The sequence below is a fragment of the bacterium genome (assembly GCA_028820935.1).
Taxonomy (GTDB): Bacteria; Actinomycetota; Acidimicrobiia; order Spongiisociales; family Spongiisociaceae; genus Spongiisocius.
Map to the genome: position 1 here is coordinate 41,859 of JAPPHZ010000014.1, position 15,405 is coordinate 57,263.

14 protein-coding genes and 1 pseudogene are annotated in these 15,405 nt (G+C 64.9%); 7 read left to right on the top strand and 8 right to left on the bottom strand.

What is annotated here, in order from left to right; genetic code table 11:
- Window positions 1-209: 209 nt before the first annotated feature.
- A complete protein-coding gene (locus tag OXM57_02835; protein MDE0351613.1) occupies window positions 210-1,271 on the bottom strand; it encodes a hypothetical protein in 1,062 nt (353 codons plus the stop codon).
- A gap of 17 nt (window positions 1,272-1,288) precedes the next feature.
- The gene (locus OXM57_02840) at window positions 1,289-2,191 is read right to left on the bottom strand and encodes an amidohydrolase family protein (protein ID MDE0351614.1); all 903 of its coding nucleotides are present in this window, start codon (window positions 2,189-2,191) and stop codon (window positions 1,289-1,291) included.
- Window positions 2,192-2,444: 253 nt separating this feature from the next.
- Here OXM57_02840 and OXM57_02845 point away from each other — a divergent pair, with 253 nt between their 5' ends.
- Window positions 2,445-3,629 (top strand): mandelate racemase/muconate lactonizing enzyme family protein, encoded by a 1,185-nt coding sequence (locus tag OXM57_02845; GenBank protein ID MDE0351615.1) that lies wholly within the window; start codon window positions 2,445-2,447, stop codon window positions 3,627-3,629.
- 34 nt (window positions 3,630-3,663) lie between these two features.
- The gene (locus OXM57_02850; GenBank protein ID MDE0351616.1) at window positions 3,664-6,105 is read left to right on the top strand and encodes an FAD-dependent oxidoreductase; all 2,442 of its coding nucleotides are present in this window, start codon (window positions 3,664-3,666) and stop codon (window positions 6,103-6,105) included.
- Between the two features lie 233 nt (window positions 6,106-6,338).
- Here OXM57_02850 and OXM57_02855 read toward each other — a convergent pair whose 3' ends face one another.
- On the bottom strand, window positions 6,339-7,580 hold the full coding sequence (locus OXM57_02855) for an amidohydrolase family protein (protein MDE0351617.1): 1,242 nt from the start codon (window positions 7,578-7,580) through the stop codon (window positions 6,339-6,341).
- Window positions 7,577-7,945 (bottom strand): VOC family protein, encoded by a 369-nt coding sequence (locus OXM57_02860; protein ID MDE0351618.1) that lies wholly within the window; start codon window positions 7,943-7,945, stop codon window positions 7,577-7,579. The genes OXM57_02855 and OXM57_02860 overlap by 4 nt, the downstream gene beginning before the upstream one ends.
- Before the next feature lie 405 nt (window positions 7,946-8,350).
- Here OXM57_02860 and OXM57_02865 point away from each other — a divergent pair, with 405 nt between their 5' ends.
- The 4 genes from OXM57_02865 to OXM57_02880 all read left to right on the top strand — a co-directional run bounded on the left by OXM57_02865 (window position 8,351) and on the right by OXM57_02880 (window position 12,592).
- Window positions 8,351-9,325 carry a calcium/sodium antiporter gene (locus tag OXM57_02865; GenBank protein MDE0351619.1) on the top strand — a complete coding sequence of 325 codons (975 nt, stop codon included), beginning with the start codon at window positions 8,351-8,353 and terminating at the stop codon, window positions 9,323-9,325.
- Between the two features lie 95 nt (window positions 9,326-9,420).
- Complete coding sequence (locus tag OXM57_02870) at window positions 9,421-10,011, top strand: TRAP transporter small permease subunit (GenBank protein ID MDE0351620.1); 591 nt, start codon at window positions 9,421-9,423, stop codon at window positions 10,009-10,011.
- A complete protein-coding gene (locus OXM57_02875; protein MDE0351621.1) occupies window positions 10,011-11,375 on the top strand; it encodes a TRAP transporter large permease subunit in 1,365 nt (454 codons plus the stop codon). Before OXM57_02870 ends, OXM57_02875 begins: the two co-directional genes overlap by 1 nt.
- Window positions 11,376-11,575: 200 nt before the next feature.
- On the top strand, window positions 11,576-12,592 hold the full coding sequence (locus OXM57_02880) for a Fic family protein (GenBank protein ID MDE0351622.1): 1,017 nt from the start codon (window positions 11,576-11,578) through the stop codon (window positions 12,590-12,592).
- A gap of 62 nt (window positions 12,593-12,654) precedes the next feature.
- Here OXM57_02880 and OXM57_02885 read toward each other — a convergent pair whose 3' ends face one another.
- Both OXM57_02885 and OXM57_02890 read right to left on the bottom strand, forming a co-directional pair.
- Window positions 12,655-13,038, bottom strand: a complete 384-nt coding sequence (locus tag OXM57_02885; protein MDE0351623.1) for a type II toxin-antitoxin system death-on-curing family toxin — start codon at window positions 13,036-13,038, stop codon at window positions 12,655-12,657.
- Window positions 13,035-13,265: a CopG family transcriptional regulator gene (locus tag OXM57_02890; protein MDE0351624.1), complete on the bottom strand. Its 231-nt coding sequence runs from the start codon at window positions 13,263-13,265 to the stop codon at window positions 13,035-13,037. Before OXM57_02890 ends, OXM57_02885 begins: the two co-directional genes overlap by 4 nt.
- Before the next feature lie 56 nt (window positions 13,266-13,321).
- Here OXM57_02890 and OXM57_02895 point away from each other — a divergent pair, with 56 nt between their 5' ends.
- Window positions 13,322-14,869 carry a hydroxyacid dehydrogenase gene (locus OXM57_02895; protein ID MDE0351625.1) on the top strand — a complete coding sequence of 516 codons (1,548 nt, stop codon included), beginning with the start codon at window positions 13,322-13,324 and terminating at the stop codon, window positions 14,867-14,869.
- Window positions 14,870-14,908: 39 nt separating this feature from the next.
- Here the strand turns inward: OXM57_02895 and OXM57_02900 are convergent, their stop codons facing one another.
- On the bottom strand, window positions 14,909-15,226 hold the full coding sequence (locus OXM57_02900; protein MDE0351626.1) for a TOBE domain-containing protein: 318 nt from the start codon (window positions 15,224-15,226) through the stop codon (window positions 14,909-14,911).
- Between the two features lie 51 nt (window positions 15,227-15,277).
- A pseudogene (locus OXM57_02905) lies at window positions 15,278-15,405 on the bottom strand (spermidine/putrescine ABC transporter ATP-binding protein).

A 15,405-nucleotide genomic window follows, 5' to 3' on the forward strand; every position in this document is an offset into this window, starting at 1 on the left:
CATCCGCAAGCGGCCACCCTTCACCCGGCGGTTGATTCGACGCCGGCCGGAAGATGGGGCCGTCGAATGGCCATGACTCCAGGCCAGGATCATGGAACAACCGATTCCGTCACCCGACACACCCCCACCATGAATAATCGGGGCTAGGCCTGCCCACGAACTGCGGAGCGGCTGGTTCATGGGTCGGAGAGTCCAGACCGCCGTGGCAGTTAGCTCGAATCGACGGCGAAGATCCGTTTCGGGTTTTCGATGAGCATGTCGTCGATCTGGCCTTGGGTAACACCGGCATCGAGAAGCTGCGGAACGATATCGGTGAGAATGTACGCGTAGCCCTTGCCGCCGTAGGCGACCAGGTGCGTTTTCAGACACCGATCCTGGGCGAGCATGATCTGGCGGCTGTAGCCGTCGGCGCAGAGGCGGGCCAGCGTCTCGACGCGTTCCCGGTCCGAGATCCAGTGGTCGCCTCCGAAGAGGAGGTGTGTGTCGTTCCAAGATGTGTCCCCGAAGCAGTCATAGTCGATGGAGACGCCCCGGTCCATCACGGACTCGTGGTACTCGTAGTCGGGGCAGCTGCCGTCCATGTGGCTGATGTAGACCTTGTCGAGGTTGGCGCCCTCCTCCTCGAGGATGTCGATGTATCGGTGGGCCTCCTTCTTGAAGACCATGGGATGCACGGTAAGGGGAACCCCGGTTCGTCCCTGGGCGCGGGCGCCGGCGCGGAGCACCTTCTCTTCTTGGGGATGGAGCGGCTCGGTCATGCCGAGCTCGCCGATGACCCCGGCGCGCACATCGGTGCCCTCGATACCCACCTCGATGTGGCTGACCATCACCTCCGCCAGATCGTCCACGCCGGCCTGGGCGTGGCTGGGCGGGTGGGCAGGTGAGATATACCAACCGGTGGAGGCCACGATGTTGACTCCGGTGGCTTCGCTGGCGACGACGAGGTCATCGGGGTGCCAGCCGGGGATCCGGCCGCTGACATCGACGAAGCTCCTCCCCCCGGCGTCCCTGTACAGCTGCAGCTCCCGGATGGCGACGTCCAGCTCCGTCATCCGCAGGTTGTCCTTCGATACATACGGCCGGGCGATCACGGCGTCGGCGTTGTCCGGGGTCACCGGGGCCGTTGCCAGAGCCTGGATCTCGGGCGGATCGCTGGTGGAGGGCTCGTCCCAGAACAGATGTGACGTGTCGAGCAGCAGGTGCTCGTGGCTCATAGTGACGCCGAGGTCATCCGGTGAGATCTCGCCGAGGACGGTACGGACGGTGGCCATGAGCTACGAGCTTCCCCTCAGTTCTGCCGATCCTGATCGGAGCCGTCGAGTTGGAGGAGGCGGGCTGCGTTACCGCCGAGGTAGGCGGCGATGTCGTCGTCGGTCAGGTCGGGGAGGCCGGGGGCGATGTTGAGTTCCTTGGCGAGGCGGGGGAAGGACTTGATGTAGGGGACGTCTTCGCGGCAGTCGTAGTTGTCGGTGCCCCAGAGACACTTGTCGAGGACCTTGAAGTGCTTGGCGTACTTCAAGAACCGCACGTTGGCCTCCAACGGTTGGAGGAACCCCCACCAGCCGGTCCCGGCGTACATGTTGCGGTTCTTCAGCATCATCATCACGACTTCTTCGTAGTAGTTGAATCCGGCGTGGACCACGATCAGCTTCAAGTCGGGGAACCGAACCGAAACCCTGTCCAGATGCAGGGGATGCTGCTGGCTCAACAAGTCGTATCCGGCCCACCCGGTGTGGACCTGGATGATCATCCCGAGCTCCTCGGCCTTCTCGTAGATGGGCATGATCCGCTCGTCGTCGAGGTTCATGTCGTAGTCAGGCGCCGGTGTGATCTTCATGCCGATGAGACCCATATCTACGATCTCTTCCATCTCCCGCAGTGCGGGGAGGCCGCCGAGGAGGTCGACGCTGCCCATGCCGATCAGCCGATCGGGGAACTTGGCCACCTCGCCCGCCACGAACTCGGACGGCACGTGGGCATTGAGATGAGGCATCTTGATCGCGTGACTGATGGCTTTGTCGACGCCTGCTTCGTCCATACGGGCGACCATCTGTTCGCCGCTCATCCCCTGGTTAAGGCCCGTCTTCTCACCGATTTCGGTCCAACCGGCGTCGATCATCGCGTCGTCCATCATGGTCAGGTCGCCCCAACTGTCCGGCTCCGATAGCCAGACGTGGGTGTCGATGATCATGGATACTCCCCTTTCAAGCGTTCGCGGTTGCTCCGCCCGGATCGCGGGCGCCGATGCCTAGCCGCGTTCACGATACCTAGCTCGTATGGGCGGGCGCTGCAGAGTGCAATCCCTTGCCGCGAGCCACTCCGGTGACGAGCTGGACTCGATTCCTACAATGCCAATCACGACCCGGCCATCAACGATGCGCCGAAGGCGTTTGTTGCATAGAAGGAAGCGATGCCGGGCGGTCGGCACTGACGAGGGTGGGCGCATGAAGATCACCAGCATCCGTGTGACGCACGTGAACGTCCCCTTCGATGCGCCGTTCTGGTGGACCGCTGGTCTCTATCCGGGTGCGTCGAAGTCGATCGTCGAGGTGGAAACCGACGAGGGCATCGTCGGCCTCGGGGAGGCACCGTGGTGGCATTTCGGCGAGGTGATCGAGCGAGAGATCGCGCCCGCCCTCATCGGTGCCGACCCGTTCGATCTCGCAGACTGCGAGGCGCGCTGCGTACCTGCTTATCAGATCACCGCGAACACCGGCGAGACTGCCTCGATGGTCGCTTTCGGCGCCGTCGAAGTGGCACTTTGGGACATCATGGGCAAGGCCCTCGACATGCCCCTCTACAAGCTGCTGGGTGGAGCCGTGCGCAAGGACATCCCTTTCACCGAATACTTCTCGTTCCGGCCTGAGCACGAGGGCGCGGGCGGCGAGATGTCGGCCGAGGCCATCGTCGAATACTGCCTGAGGATGCGCGAGGAACATGGCTCGACCTACTTCGAGGGCAAGCTGATTCTGGGCGACCCCGAGTTGGAGATACGGACTGTCGCCATGTTGCGCGAGGCGCTCGGCGCGGACGCCATGATCCGCCTCGACTCGAACATGCAATGGTCGCTGACCACCGCCCGCTGGGTGTTGCGCGAGGTCGAGGCGTTCAACATCCGCAACTACGAGGACCCCGTCGCAACGTTTGAGGAGATGGCAGAGTTGCGCCGCCATACGATGATCCCCTTCTCCACCCATGTGCCGGACCTGCGCCGCGCCGTCGCGCTGGGGGCGCCGGATGCCTTTGTCTGCAACTTCGCGGCGCTCGGCGGCATCAGGGCGACGCTCAGATTCGTGGCCGCTTGCGAGGCGATGGGCAAGGACTTCTGGTGCTACTCGAATGACCTCGGCATCATGACCGCGGCCTATCTACATCTGACGGCTGGGACGCAGTGGATCACCGAGCCGTCGCAGTCGTTGTTCCGGTGGCAGATCGGGGACGTGGTCTACGGCGGACCCTTCCGCCAGACCGACAACACCATCCGCGTTCCCGAAGGACCCGGCCTCGGCGTCGAGCTCGATCCCGAGTCGATGGCGCGCTGGCACCAGCACTTCGTGGATAACGGGCCGATGAGCCATTTCCATCATCCGGAGAGCCCGGACCATTACACGCGTTTGCCGCTCAACTGATGCGCTCCATCGTGAAGCCGGGACTGGAGGGATCGTGAAGTCGCAGTACCGGGTGGTGGTGATCGGGGGCGGCGTGGTCGGCGCCAGCGTGCTGTATCACTTGACGAAGCTGGGTTGGAGCGACGTGGCGATCGTGGAGCGAGAGGTGTTGACAGCCGGGTCGAGTTGGCACGCCGCCGGCGCTGTGCATGCTCTCAACGCCGATCCGAATATCGCGGCTCTGCAGGCGTACACGATCGATCTGCTTTCCGAGATCGGGGAGGAGTCCGGCCTCGACGTGGGGATGCACATGACGGGTGGCATCTCGGTGGCTTCGGCGCCGGAGCGGTGGGAGTGGTTGCAGGCGGCGTACCGGGTGTTCCAGACGATGGGTATCGAGGACGTGCGCCTGATCGGCCCCGATGAGATCGAGCAGTGGTGTCCGATCATGAACGTCTCCGATGTGCTCGGGGGTCTGTGGGCGGATCGTGAGGGCTATATCGATCCGTCGGCGGTGGTCCACGCCTACGCCAAGGCTGCCCGGTTGCGGGGTGGAGACGTGATCGAGCACAACCGGGTGGTCGAGCTGCTCCCACGCCGTGACGGGTCGTGGGAGGCGGTGACCGAGGGGGGAACCATCGTCGCTGAGCACGTTGTGAACGCCGCCGGGCTGTGGGCCAAGCAGGCGGGGCGGATGGCGGGGGTGGAGCTCCCCGTCTCGCCGATGCAGCATCACTACCTGGTCACCGAGACGATCCCCGAGATCGCGGCCCTCAACTTCGAGGTGCCGATCATGATCGACCTGGAGGGCTACACCTACCTGCGTCAGGAGCTCCAGGGGGTGTTGGTCGGGGTCTACGAGCGCGATTGCCGGCATTGGAACATGGACGGTGCGCCGTGGGACTACGGCTTGGAGCTGATCCCACCGGAGGTGGATCGGATCTCGAGCGAGCTGTCGTTTGCGATGTCCCGCTACCCGGTCCTCGAGCACACCGGTATCAGCCGCTGGGTGAACGGGGCGTTCACCTTCTCGCCGGACGGCAACCCCCTGGTGGGTCCGGTGCCCGGGTTGCGCAACTACTGGTCGGCGTGTGCGGTGATGGCCGGCTTCCTCCAGGGCGGCGGCGTGGGCAAGTCGCTGGCGGAGTGGATGATAGAGGGGGAACCGGAGGAGGACATCTTCGCGATGGACGTGGCGCGCTTCGGGTCCTACGCCGAGAACCGTGAGTACATCCGGCAGATGACCGCGCAGTTCTACTCGCGCCGGTTCGTGATCACCTACCCCAACGAGGAGTTGTGGGCGGGCCGGCCGTTGCGCATGGCCCCGGCGTACGATGCGATGACCGAGGCGGGGGCGCAATGGGGGTGCTCGTACGGTCTCGAGGTCCCGATCTACTTCGCCCCCAAGGGATTCGAAGAGGTGCCTACGTTGCGCCGCTCCAACGCGTTCGACATCGTCGGCGAAGAGTGCCGCCGGGTGCGTTCCACCGTCGGGATCCTCGACATCGCCGGGTTCTCCCGCTACGAGGTCGCCGGTCCCGGCGCCGCGGCATGGCTCGACCGGCTCTTCGCCAGCGCGTTGCCCGCACCCGGGCGGATCAAGCTCGCCCCGATGCTGGGCCACGACGGCCGGCTCAAAGGAGACCTGACGTTGTTCAACTGGGGGGACGGCACGTGGTGGATCGTGGGCTCGTACTACCTGCGAGCCTGGCATATGCGCTGGTTCAACGATCACCTCTCGGACGGGGTGACGGTGCGTGACATCTCCGATTCAGTCGTCGGCTTTTCGCTCTCCGGGCCGAGTTCTCGTGATCTGTTGCAACGGGTCACGCCGGATGACGTCTCGGCGGAGGGGATGGGTTTCATGAGGTGTCGTGAGCTCGACGTGGGCATGATCCGCGCCCGGGTGGGCCGGATCTCGGTCACCGGAGAGCTCGGATACGAGATCCAATGCCCGGCCGCCGAGCACATCGCCCTGCGCCGCCTCCTTCTCGCCGCCGCCGAGGGTCTCGATGCGATCGAGTATGGCTATAACGCGATGCTCTCGCTCCGGATCGAGAAGAGCTTCGGCATCTGGTCGACCGAGTTCCGCCAGGAGTACACCCCGGCCATGACCGGATTGGACCGATGGATCGACTGGTCCAAGGACGGCTTTATCGGTTCCGGGCCGGCCCGCAAGGAGCGGGACGAAGACACCGCCACCAGGAGGCTGGTCACCCTCGAAGTGGACGCCACCGATGCGGACGCCACCGGGTACGAACCGGTATGGAACGGCGACCGGAGGGTCGGCTACATCACCTCGGGCAACTACGGCCATACCATCGGTAAGAGCCTCGCCATGGCCCTCATCGACCGGGAGCACACCGCAGAAGGAACCGAACTCACAACCCATATCGTCGGGGTCGAGCGCCCAGCCCGCGTGATCGCCCCCTCACCCTACGACCCGAACGGCACGGCGATGCGAACCGGCAGCCCGGCCGGTCGGGCAGAGCCATGACACCCGAATCAGCGAAGCAATAGCCTCAGCCTGGACGAAGGGAGCCGGGTGAGGATCCTGAAGCGATTCCCGCACGAGGCACGGGTTCTCAAGGATGTGTGGACAATACCGCTGTCTGACGGGATTCGGCTGAGTGCCACGATCTGGCTACCTCCCCGACCTCCCTGATGCTCGGCTCCCGACCTTAGTAGTGAGTAAAGTTCGTTGACATGCCTGGAAATGGGCCTGGTCGCTTACCGAGCGACACCGGGCAGTATGGCCCTGGCGTTGTCTCCGAGCACCATCCGGCCGACTTGTTCGGCCTCCGCCTCGGTCCACTCCAGGTCGGCAGAGAGATCGCTCAGCACGAGTGCCAGATGTTTCCGCATCCGGTGTGCGCTGTAGCCGAGCCATTCGGCCGATGCGTAGGAATCGCTGCCGTAGAGCACCTTGTGCGCAGGAGCTATGGACAGAATGGTGCTCAGAATCGAATTGAGGCGCCCCGGTATCCGCATCGTGTGGGACAGGTCGACGTACACGTTGGGAAACTGCCAGGCCAGGTAGGCGGCGTTCTCGTGGTACGGCGCCCCGGCATGGAGCATGACGAACGTCGTTCCGTTCGAAGCCGGTTCCGAGAAAAGGGAGAACAAGCGTGCCGGATCCGCGGCGTGCAGGTTCTGGTTGGGCGAGTACTGGGCCCCGGTGTGAATCAGCTGCAGCAGGCCGAGATCGCCGGCGCGGGCGACGATGTGGCGGATCACGAAGTCCTCGTATGCCCGCGCCGCGCGCCCGGTCGCCTCGTCGTAGGTCCCTATACGCCCGTACAGGAACGACTCTTTCACGTCGGCCGGGGGCGTCGCCGCTACCTGGCGCAGCCCGGAAGCGGCCTCATCGGCGGTGGGCCTCGAGACGTCGAGCGCGCGGTAGTAGCCCATCAGGTTCTTGAACCCGACGCACCCTTGCGCCACGGCAATGTCGATCGACTCGTCGACCCACCTGATGGCGTCGTCGAGCGAAGTGATGCCGCGCTCGATCACGGCAAGTGGAGAGAGCAACGGGGTGATTCCGTAGATCCACACATAACGGTCGTCCGGGAATCCGGCGGCCCCGTCACGCAACTCGCCGAGCAGATCGAGCACGACGAGGTCGATACGCTCCCGGTCGAGCACCGATTCGAGATACATGCTGAAGCCCTGCTCCATCGTGGCAGAGAGCGTTTCGTCAATCTCCACGACATCGGGCTCGCATCCCAGGGCCCCGGCCACGTACCTGATCAGCATGCGGTACTGCGAGTTGAGCGGGTGGGCCCACTGCGCCATGCCGCGCTCGTAGTCGGGAACCGGTTCAAGATCGTCCCAGCGATATGACCTGCCCGGCGTGCCGTGGAAGAGGTTCAGTTGCGCGGTCACGTCGCGCCGGATCAGTTCGCCCAGACCGATCTGGAGCGACATGTGGGCATGGAAATCGACTACGCCGGCGTCGGTGAGGTCGATCATCCTTCGAACTGGTAGGCCTGTAGCCGGTTGCCTTCGGGGGCGGACAGGACGAAGTACGTCCCCCGGTCGCGGGTCTCGGTAGCGCCAATCGCGTTGAGGCGGGCCCTTTCCGTCGCCAGATCGGCCACTGCCAGCCCGATGTGCACCCGCCCTGCCTCATCGTCCGTGATGCCGGAGCCGTGGGTGGCGCGATCGAGTATCTCGAGCGCTGCTCGGTCCGACGTCAGGCATGCGAAGTCGACCAACGGCTGGTAACCGGCTCCGGGATCTATGTCGGCAACATCCAGGCCTACGGTGTTGCGATAGAGCTCGAGTGCCGTGTCGGAATCGTCGACGTAGAGCATGACCGCGCCGATCTTCATCATCTCACCCCATCAGACGGCGAACATCCGCTTCGGGTTCTCCACCAGGACATTTTCAACTGATCTTCGGTGACCCCGGCCTCGCGCAGCATCGGAACCACCTCGGTCAGAGTGTATACCCATCCCTTGCCGCCGTGCTCGGCGAAGTGCACCTCGAGACAGTGGTCGTGCACAATCATGACCTGCTTGCTGTAACAGGTAGCGTGATTCAGAGAGCAGCTTGTGCGAACGCCCCGCCCGGGTAATCGCCCCCTCACCCTATAACCCGAACGGCACGGCGATGCGAACCGGCGGCCCGGCCCATCAACCCGAGGCACCGGGAATGGGCCGGCCTAGCAGCGTATCGGATCTCACTTACACCAATATCGCCACAACATCGGGATAGGGCCGACTCGGTAGGCTTTGCCGGTGCTCTGGCTGGGTCTAGCTCTTATCGCCGCCGGCATCGTCCTGCTCTGGGTATCCGCAGATCCATTCGTGGTGGCGGCGGCCCGCCTGGCCCACATCTGGGGGGTCTCGCCGGTGCTGGTGGGAGCGCTCGTGATCGGGTTCGGCACCTCCGCCCCGGAGATGGTGGTGAGCGCGGTGGCGGCGGTCCGGGGGGAGCTTGCCGAGTCGGTGGGCAACGTGGTGGGTTCCAACGCCGCCAACCTGTCACTGGTGCTGGGGGTCAGCGCGGTTATCTCGCCGGTGGTCGGGCAGCTGCGCACCATCCGCCGCGAGGGGATCATCACGCTGGTGGCCATGGCGGCGATGATGGCCGCGGCCTGGGATGACACGCTGGCCCGGTGGGAAGGCGTCCTGCTGTTGTCGGGCATGGCCGTCGCGACGGTGTTCCTGCTCGCCTGGTCCAGGCACGACGTCAAGGCCGGCGTAGCCGTCACGTCCTCCGGCTCTGCGTTCGAAGAGATGGTCGAGGGGGCCGGCGGCAAGGCGGCGCCGGAGATAGGACGCGCCGCGATGTCAATAGTCGGGATCGTGGTGGGGGCGTGGCTCCTCGTCGAGGGGGGTAGCCAGGTGGCCGACGTCTACGGGCTTGCCGGGGGGTTCGTGGGCGCCACCATCTTCGCCCTGGGAACCAGCCTGCCCGAGCTGGTGACCGCCGTGGCCGCCGCCCGCCGGAAGGCCAACGAGCTGGTCATCGGCAACCTTCTGGGGTCCAACCTCTTCAACTCCTTCCTGGTGGTGGGGGTGGCCGGGGTGGTCGGCGCCGGTCCGATCGGGGAGCGGCGGGTGTGGGAGCACGTCATGATGATGGTGATCGGCGTTGCGGTGGGCGTCATGGCCGCTACCCGGCCCCGCCTGGGACGTTTCCACGGCGTGGTCCTGCTGGGATTGTTCGGGCTGTTCATCGTGGTGGTAGGGACCAACGCCACGGTGTGACCCGGTTGCCTCGCGGTGCGCCCCGGCAGCGGGGCGGGTAGGGTTCTGCCCAGTGGCACATCAACGGCCAACAGCCTCCGAAGTGACCGGATAGCGTGCAAGCGATCGGTGCCTTTCTGGACGCGATCGCCCGGACCGTGGTGATGGTCGCCGACACCGTCACCGAAAGTTGCGGCTGGATCGCCCGGGTGCTGGTGGCGATCCTCATCCCGGTGGGTTTTTTCAATGTCTTCCTGCGCTACGTCGGGCGCTATACCGAAACCCAGTTGGTTAACAACACGTGGATCGAGGCGCAGTGGTACATATATGGAGTCATCTTCCTGCTCATGTTCCCCGTCCTGCTGCGCCATGACGGGAACGTGCGGGTCGACTTCTGGTATGCCGAACGTTCGGAGAGGGTAAAGACCAGGATCGACCTGGTCGGCCATCTAGTCGCCCTGGCGCCCTTCGTCACCCTGGCCGTATGGGTGTCGTACAAGCCGGTACTGGAGTCCTGGCGCCACTGGGAACTCTCGCCCGATCCGGGCGGCCTGCCGCGGGCGCCTCTCAAGGCGATGATCCTCGTGGCATTCCTGTTGCTGGGCCTCCAGACGATCGCCACGCTGATCCGGCTCGGGGCCCGCCTAACCGGTAGGGAGATCGGCATAAGGGAAAGACGCTCCGACGCGCCGCTGAGGATCGAGTAATGGGCGCGGAATGGCTCGCCATGATCATGTTCGCCATCTTCCTGGTGTTATTGCTGGTGGGCTACCCGGTGGCCTTCTCGTTCGCCGGTACGGCCGTCATCTTCGGAGCCATCGGCCTCCTTTTGGGAGAGTTCGACCTGAACCGCCTGATCATCCTGTTCAGCCGCTGGTTCAAGGCGGTGGACAACTTCACGCTGCTGGCAGTGCCCTTCTTCGTGTTCATGGGGGCGATCCTCGAGAAATCGGGGCTGGCGGAGCGCATGCTCACCACCATCGGGATGGCGCTGGGCCGGCTCAAGGGGGGTCTGGGCCTGACCGTGGTGATAGTCGGAGCCATGCTGGCGGCTGCCACCGGCGTGGTGGCGGCCACCGTGATCGTCATGGGCCTGCTGTCCCTTCCCACCATGGTGCGCTACGGGTACGACCACCGGCTCGCCACCGGCCTCATCACCGCCTCAGGAACCCTCGCCCAGCTACTCCCGCCCTCGCTGGTCCTGATCCTGCTGGCCCAAGTGGTGGGCGTCTCGGTGGGCGACCTGTTCCTTGGGGCGATGATCCCCGGGTTGATGCTGGCCACCATCTACGGCCTCTGGGTGATCTTCAAGGCCTACACCAAGGAAGGAGTGGCGCCGGCCCTTCCCGAGGAGGCGCGCACTATCCACGGCCTGGCCCTGGTGGGCGAGTTGCTGATCGCGGTGGTGCCCATCCTCCTCCTGATCCTGGCCGTGCTCGGGTCGATCTTCACCGGAATCGCCACGCCGACCGAGGCCGGGGCGGTGGGGGCTACCGCCGCAGTGGTCCTGGCCGCCCTGAACCGGAACCTGAAGATGCCGGTTCTGGCCGGCGCCACCCGTTCCACCGCTCACATCACCGGTCTGGTGCTGATGATCCTGTTCTGCTCGACCTTCTTCCAGCTGGTCTTCGACCAGCTCGGAGGCCAGCGGCTGGCTCAGGAGATACTCACCGGCCTGCCGGGCGGCTTCTGGGGATTCATCATCATCGCCAACATCGCGGTGTTCCTGCTCGGCATCAATCTGGAGTTCATCGAGATCACCTTCATCGTGATGCCGATCTTCGTTCCGGCGATCCGGGTGCTCCACGAGTTGGGAGAGACGCCCTTCGAGACCCTTCCGTCCCTGATGATCTGGTTCACCGTGATGATCGCCATCAACCTCAACATGGCCTTCATCTCGCCACCGGTCGGATTCTCGCTGTTCTACCTCCAGAGCGTGGCGCCACCCGAGGTCAAGACGCTCGACATCCACCGGGGCGCTCTTCCGTTCATGGCCCTCCAGGGCGTGGCGCTGATCCTGGTGATGGTCTTCCCCGCCACCGTCCTCTGGCTGCCATCGGTGGTGGGCTGACCGGCGGCCACGGCCCGGAATCTCGCCTGAAGGATCGAATTACACATATGTAGCTGTTGTTCTGTTCCTTTATTTTGTGGGCAGCGCAACAATTTCAAACTTTGCGGCCGGCCCAACGGTGGGGCACTGTCCGTCGGTAGGACTCCTTGAAGCATCCGACACGCCTGAACCGCACAATTGTTCGGTATCATTATTTTCCGATGAGCGAACAAATAACCGTTCCCAGGCCGGGTAGACCAACCCATAACGACGTCTATCACCGGCTCGCTGTCCAGATCCGGGAACTAAAGGATCGCTTGGGGGGGCTTCCCCGTCCGATCGAAGCAGCCGGTATCTGGAAGGGAATCTGGCATGGAGAAGTCCATCACTCAACTGCCATCGAAGGCAACACGCTGGTTCAGCGCGAGGTGGAGCGTTTGCTCGAAGAAGGAAGGGCTGTTGGTAATCGGACTCTGCGCGAGTACCTGGAGGTCAAGGGTTACGCGGATGCCGCGGAGTGGGTGTACACACACGTAGCTCGGTCGCGTGGAGCATCCGAGACCGGCGCGATCCTGACTCTGGCCGATGTCAGAACGGTCCACCACATGGCCATGACGCCGGTGTGGGAGGTGGCGCCCCACTCCGAGGCCACCGCACGCGAATCGCCGGGCGCTTATCGAGAGCACGAGATTAGGCCTTTCCCCACAGGGATGATCCCTCCGTCATGGCCGCTCGTCCCCGGTGAGATGACGGCGTGGATCGACGAGGTGAACTCGCTCGATCCCACGGTTCTCGACTTCCCCGAGCAACTGGCCTTACTTCACTGTCGTTTCGAGCAGATCCATCCGTTCCTCGACGGCAACGGGCGGGCAGGAAGATTGGTACTCAATCTGATTCTCGTCCGGCTCGGCTACCCCCCGGCAATCATCTACAAGCGCGACAGGGAACGGTACCTCCGCGCGCTGCGGCGGGCCGATACGGGCGAGCCGGGAACCCTGGGCGTCCTGATCGCCCGCGCCATCCTGGACACCCTCTACCAGCATGTGATACCGGCCGTAGCTGGGCCGGCGCGCTTGGTTCCGCTCGCCGCGCTGGCCGCACCCGACCTCACGGCTCCGGCTCTGCGAACCGCAGCCTCCCGCGGCAGGCTGCAGGCGACACGAGGACCCGACGGCCAGTGGCGAAGCTCGCGTATCTGGGTCGAGGAGTACAAGGCGAGTCGCTGGACTCGAACCTAGATCGCGCGCCGCAAACCCCGATCGGCAAGGGATCACAGGCAGCATGGAACGAGAGGGATCGCTCAGGCGACGAGCCGCCTGAGCTGATCCGCTAGCTGGTCGACATCGTCGTTTCCGCCAGCGACGCCGATCACGAACCGGTAGACATCTTCGTTGGTGGCGCCGGTTGCCGTGACCCCATTGATCTCGAGGAACGTGGCGGTGGCCAGCCAACCTAGGCGTTTGTTGCCATCCACCAGCGGATATCCCTTCACGATCGAATGCAGAAGAGCCGCAGCCTTCGTCCATAGGTCCGGATACGCTTCATCGCCGAATACGGTCGTTTGGGGCCGCGCGACCGCGGCGCCGAGTAGGCCCACCTCACGTACGGGCGGTGGATTCCCCAGCAGCCTCCCGGCCAGGTACAAGAGGTCCTCGAGGTCGAGATAGACGACCGGTCGGTTCATTCACCCAGGCGTCTGAGCACGTCGGCGTGGGCCTCCATCACGCGCCGGGCAGCGGCGGACACCCGCTCTCGATGCTGTCCCCTCAGGACGTAGTCCCTGACAGCCCGCCGGGCAGCCTCCTGCATGGAGATCCCCTCACTCGCGGCGCGTTCCCGCAACGCCGTGTGCTCGTCTTCGGCCAGGCGAAGGGTCATGGCCATGGCATGATGATACCAGATTGATACCACATGATCCTCCTCGCTCTGCCACGGGCCAGGCTGCGATCGGTACACTCCACCGGCTGATGAACTATGACATCGTCTTTCTCGACCGGGTGGAGTTGACACCGGTCTCGCGCCGGGCGCTGGAGGGGGTCGGGACTGTGAGGACGGTTCCGGTGACCGTACAGGAGGACCTCTTGGCGGCTGTGCGGGATGCCGACGCCGCCGTCTACCACCTGTTCCCCAACCAGCTCACGCGAGACGTTCTGGAACGCTGCAGGCGGCTCAAGGTCATCGGTCGGATCGGCATAGGCATGGACCAGGTGGACCTGGCGGCGGCCGGAGACTGCGGTGTCACGGTCGTCAACGCGGCCGGCACCCAGGCCGCGGCAGTGGCCGACCACGCCATGGCCCTCATGCTGTGTTTGGCCCGTAACGTGGTGGCGTCCCACACTTCCCTCCTGGCCGGGGACCGGCGCCCTCCCTGGGACTTCATGGGGTTCGAACTGGAGGGCAAGACTCTGGGCATCATCGGCTTCGGCGCCATCGGGCGGCGTCTCGCCCAGCGCGCCTTCGGGTTCGGCATGGCGGTCCAGGCATACGACCCCTACGTACCGCCTGACGCCATCGAGGAGGCCGGCGTGACACCCGCCGGTCTGGCCGAGTTGCTCGGCGGCAGCGACTTCGTCTCCATCCATGTCCCCCTCACGGACGAGACCTGGCATCTCATCGGCGCGGACGAACTCGCCGCCATGCGGCCCACTGCCTTCCTGGTCAACACCGCGCGAGGTCCCATCGTCGACGAGGAGGCACTGGTAGCTGCCCTGCGGGATGGGGTGATCGCCGGCGCCGGACTCGACGTGTACGAGGAGGAGCCGCTGGCCCCCGGTAGCCCGTTGCTGGCGCTCGATCAGGTGGTACTCACCCCGCACATCGCCGGGTGGGCCATCGAGACCCAGGTCCGCTCCCAGGAGAGCGTCGTGAAGGACGTGGCCCGTGTGCTGCGGGGCGATACCCCGGTCAGCCCGGTCTCGAGTGCCGGCGGTTCTGGAGTACCGTCCTCACCTTCCGTGACCGGTGCCACGCATCGGCCCGGCGGACCCCGCAGGGCCTCCCGGCCCATGCTTCCGTACTCCGCATGGGAGGAGACCGGGCTTCCCCACCCCAGTGCCACCCATCCGTTCGGGGCCGTTCCGGGACTACGGAGGATTATCGAGACGGAAGGACCGGTCACGACCGATCGGGCCTACAAGGCTTACATACGGGGATCGGGCTCCACCCGGGTCACCAAGCTGGCCAGGTCCAAGCTGGATCAGGCTGTCAACCGTTTGCTCGCTCAGAAGCAGGTGCAGATCGACGAGTTGGGCAGCCCGGGAGACAGCGAGTACCAGCGCGTCCTCCGCGTCCCCGGGAGCGCCTCCGTAGTCGTTCGCGAGATCGGAGGCCGCGATCTCTACGAGGTGCCGTTGAACGAGGTCGTCGCCCTGATGCGGCACCGACTCGAAGTGTTTCCGAGCGCGTCACACGAGGAGCTGATGCGCTTCGTCCTTGATACCTACGGCTGGAAGCGCCTCACCGACAAGGCCCGCACCTACCTGACCGATGCAATCCGCTTGATGTACGGGGACTAATCGCTACTTGAGCCCTCGCGAGTTGCCCACCGGCCGCTTCTACTCAAGGACGAGCGTGTGGACGAGGTCCCAGGAGGCCGACACCCGGTCGCCCGTTTGGAATGCGGACTCGTCCTCGTGGGACATGCGCTGGCTGACGAGCTGGCCCAGGCCCGGCACGTCGACGTGGAAGAGGCTCATCGCCCCGAGGTAGATGACCTCCTCCACCGTTCCTACGACCACGGATCCGTCGGGGTGGGCAGGAGCGCCGGCCGGACCCAGGGCGATGCGCTCGGGCCGGACCGCCGCCCGCAGCGTGGTACCGACCGCCACATCCGCATCCACACGAGCAATCACCCAGCCTTCACCGACCGTCATACCGCCGGTGCCGTCCTGTCGCTGCTGGATCTTCAGGTCCATGGCGTTGAGGGATCCGATGAAACCGGCCACGAAGGAGGAGTCGGGGTGCTCGTATATCTCCCGCGGAGTACCGATCTGCTCCACCCGGCCCAGGTTCATGACCGCGATGCGGTCGGACATGGTGAGGGCTTCCTCCT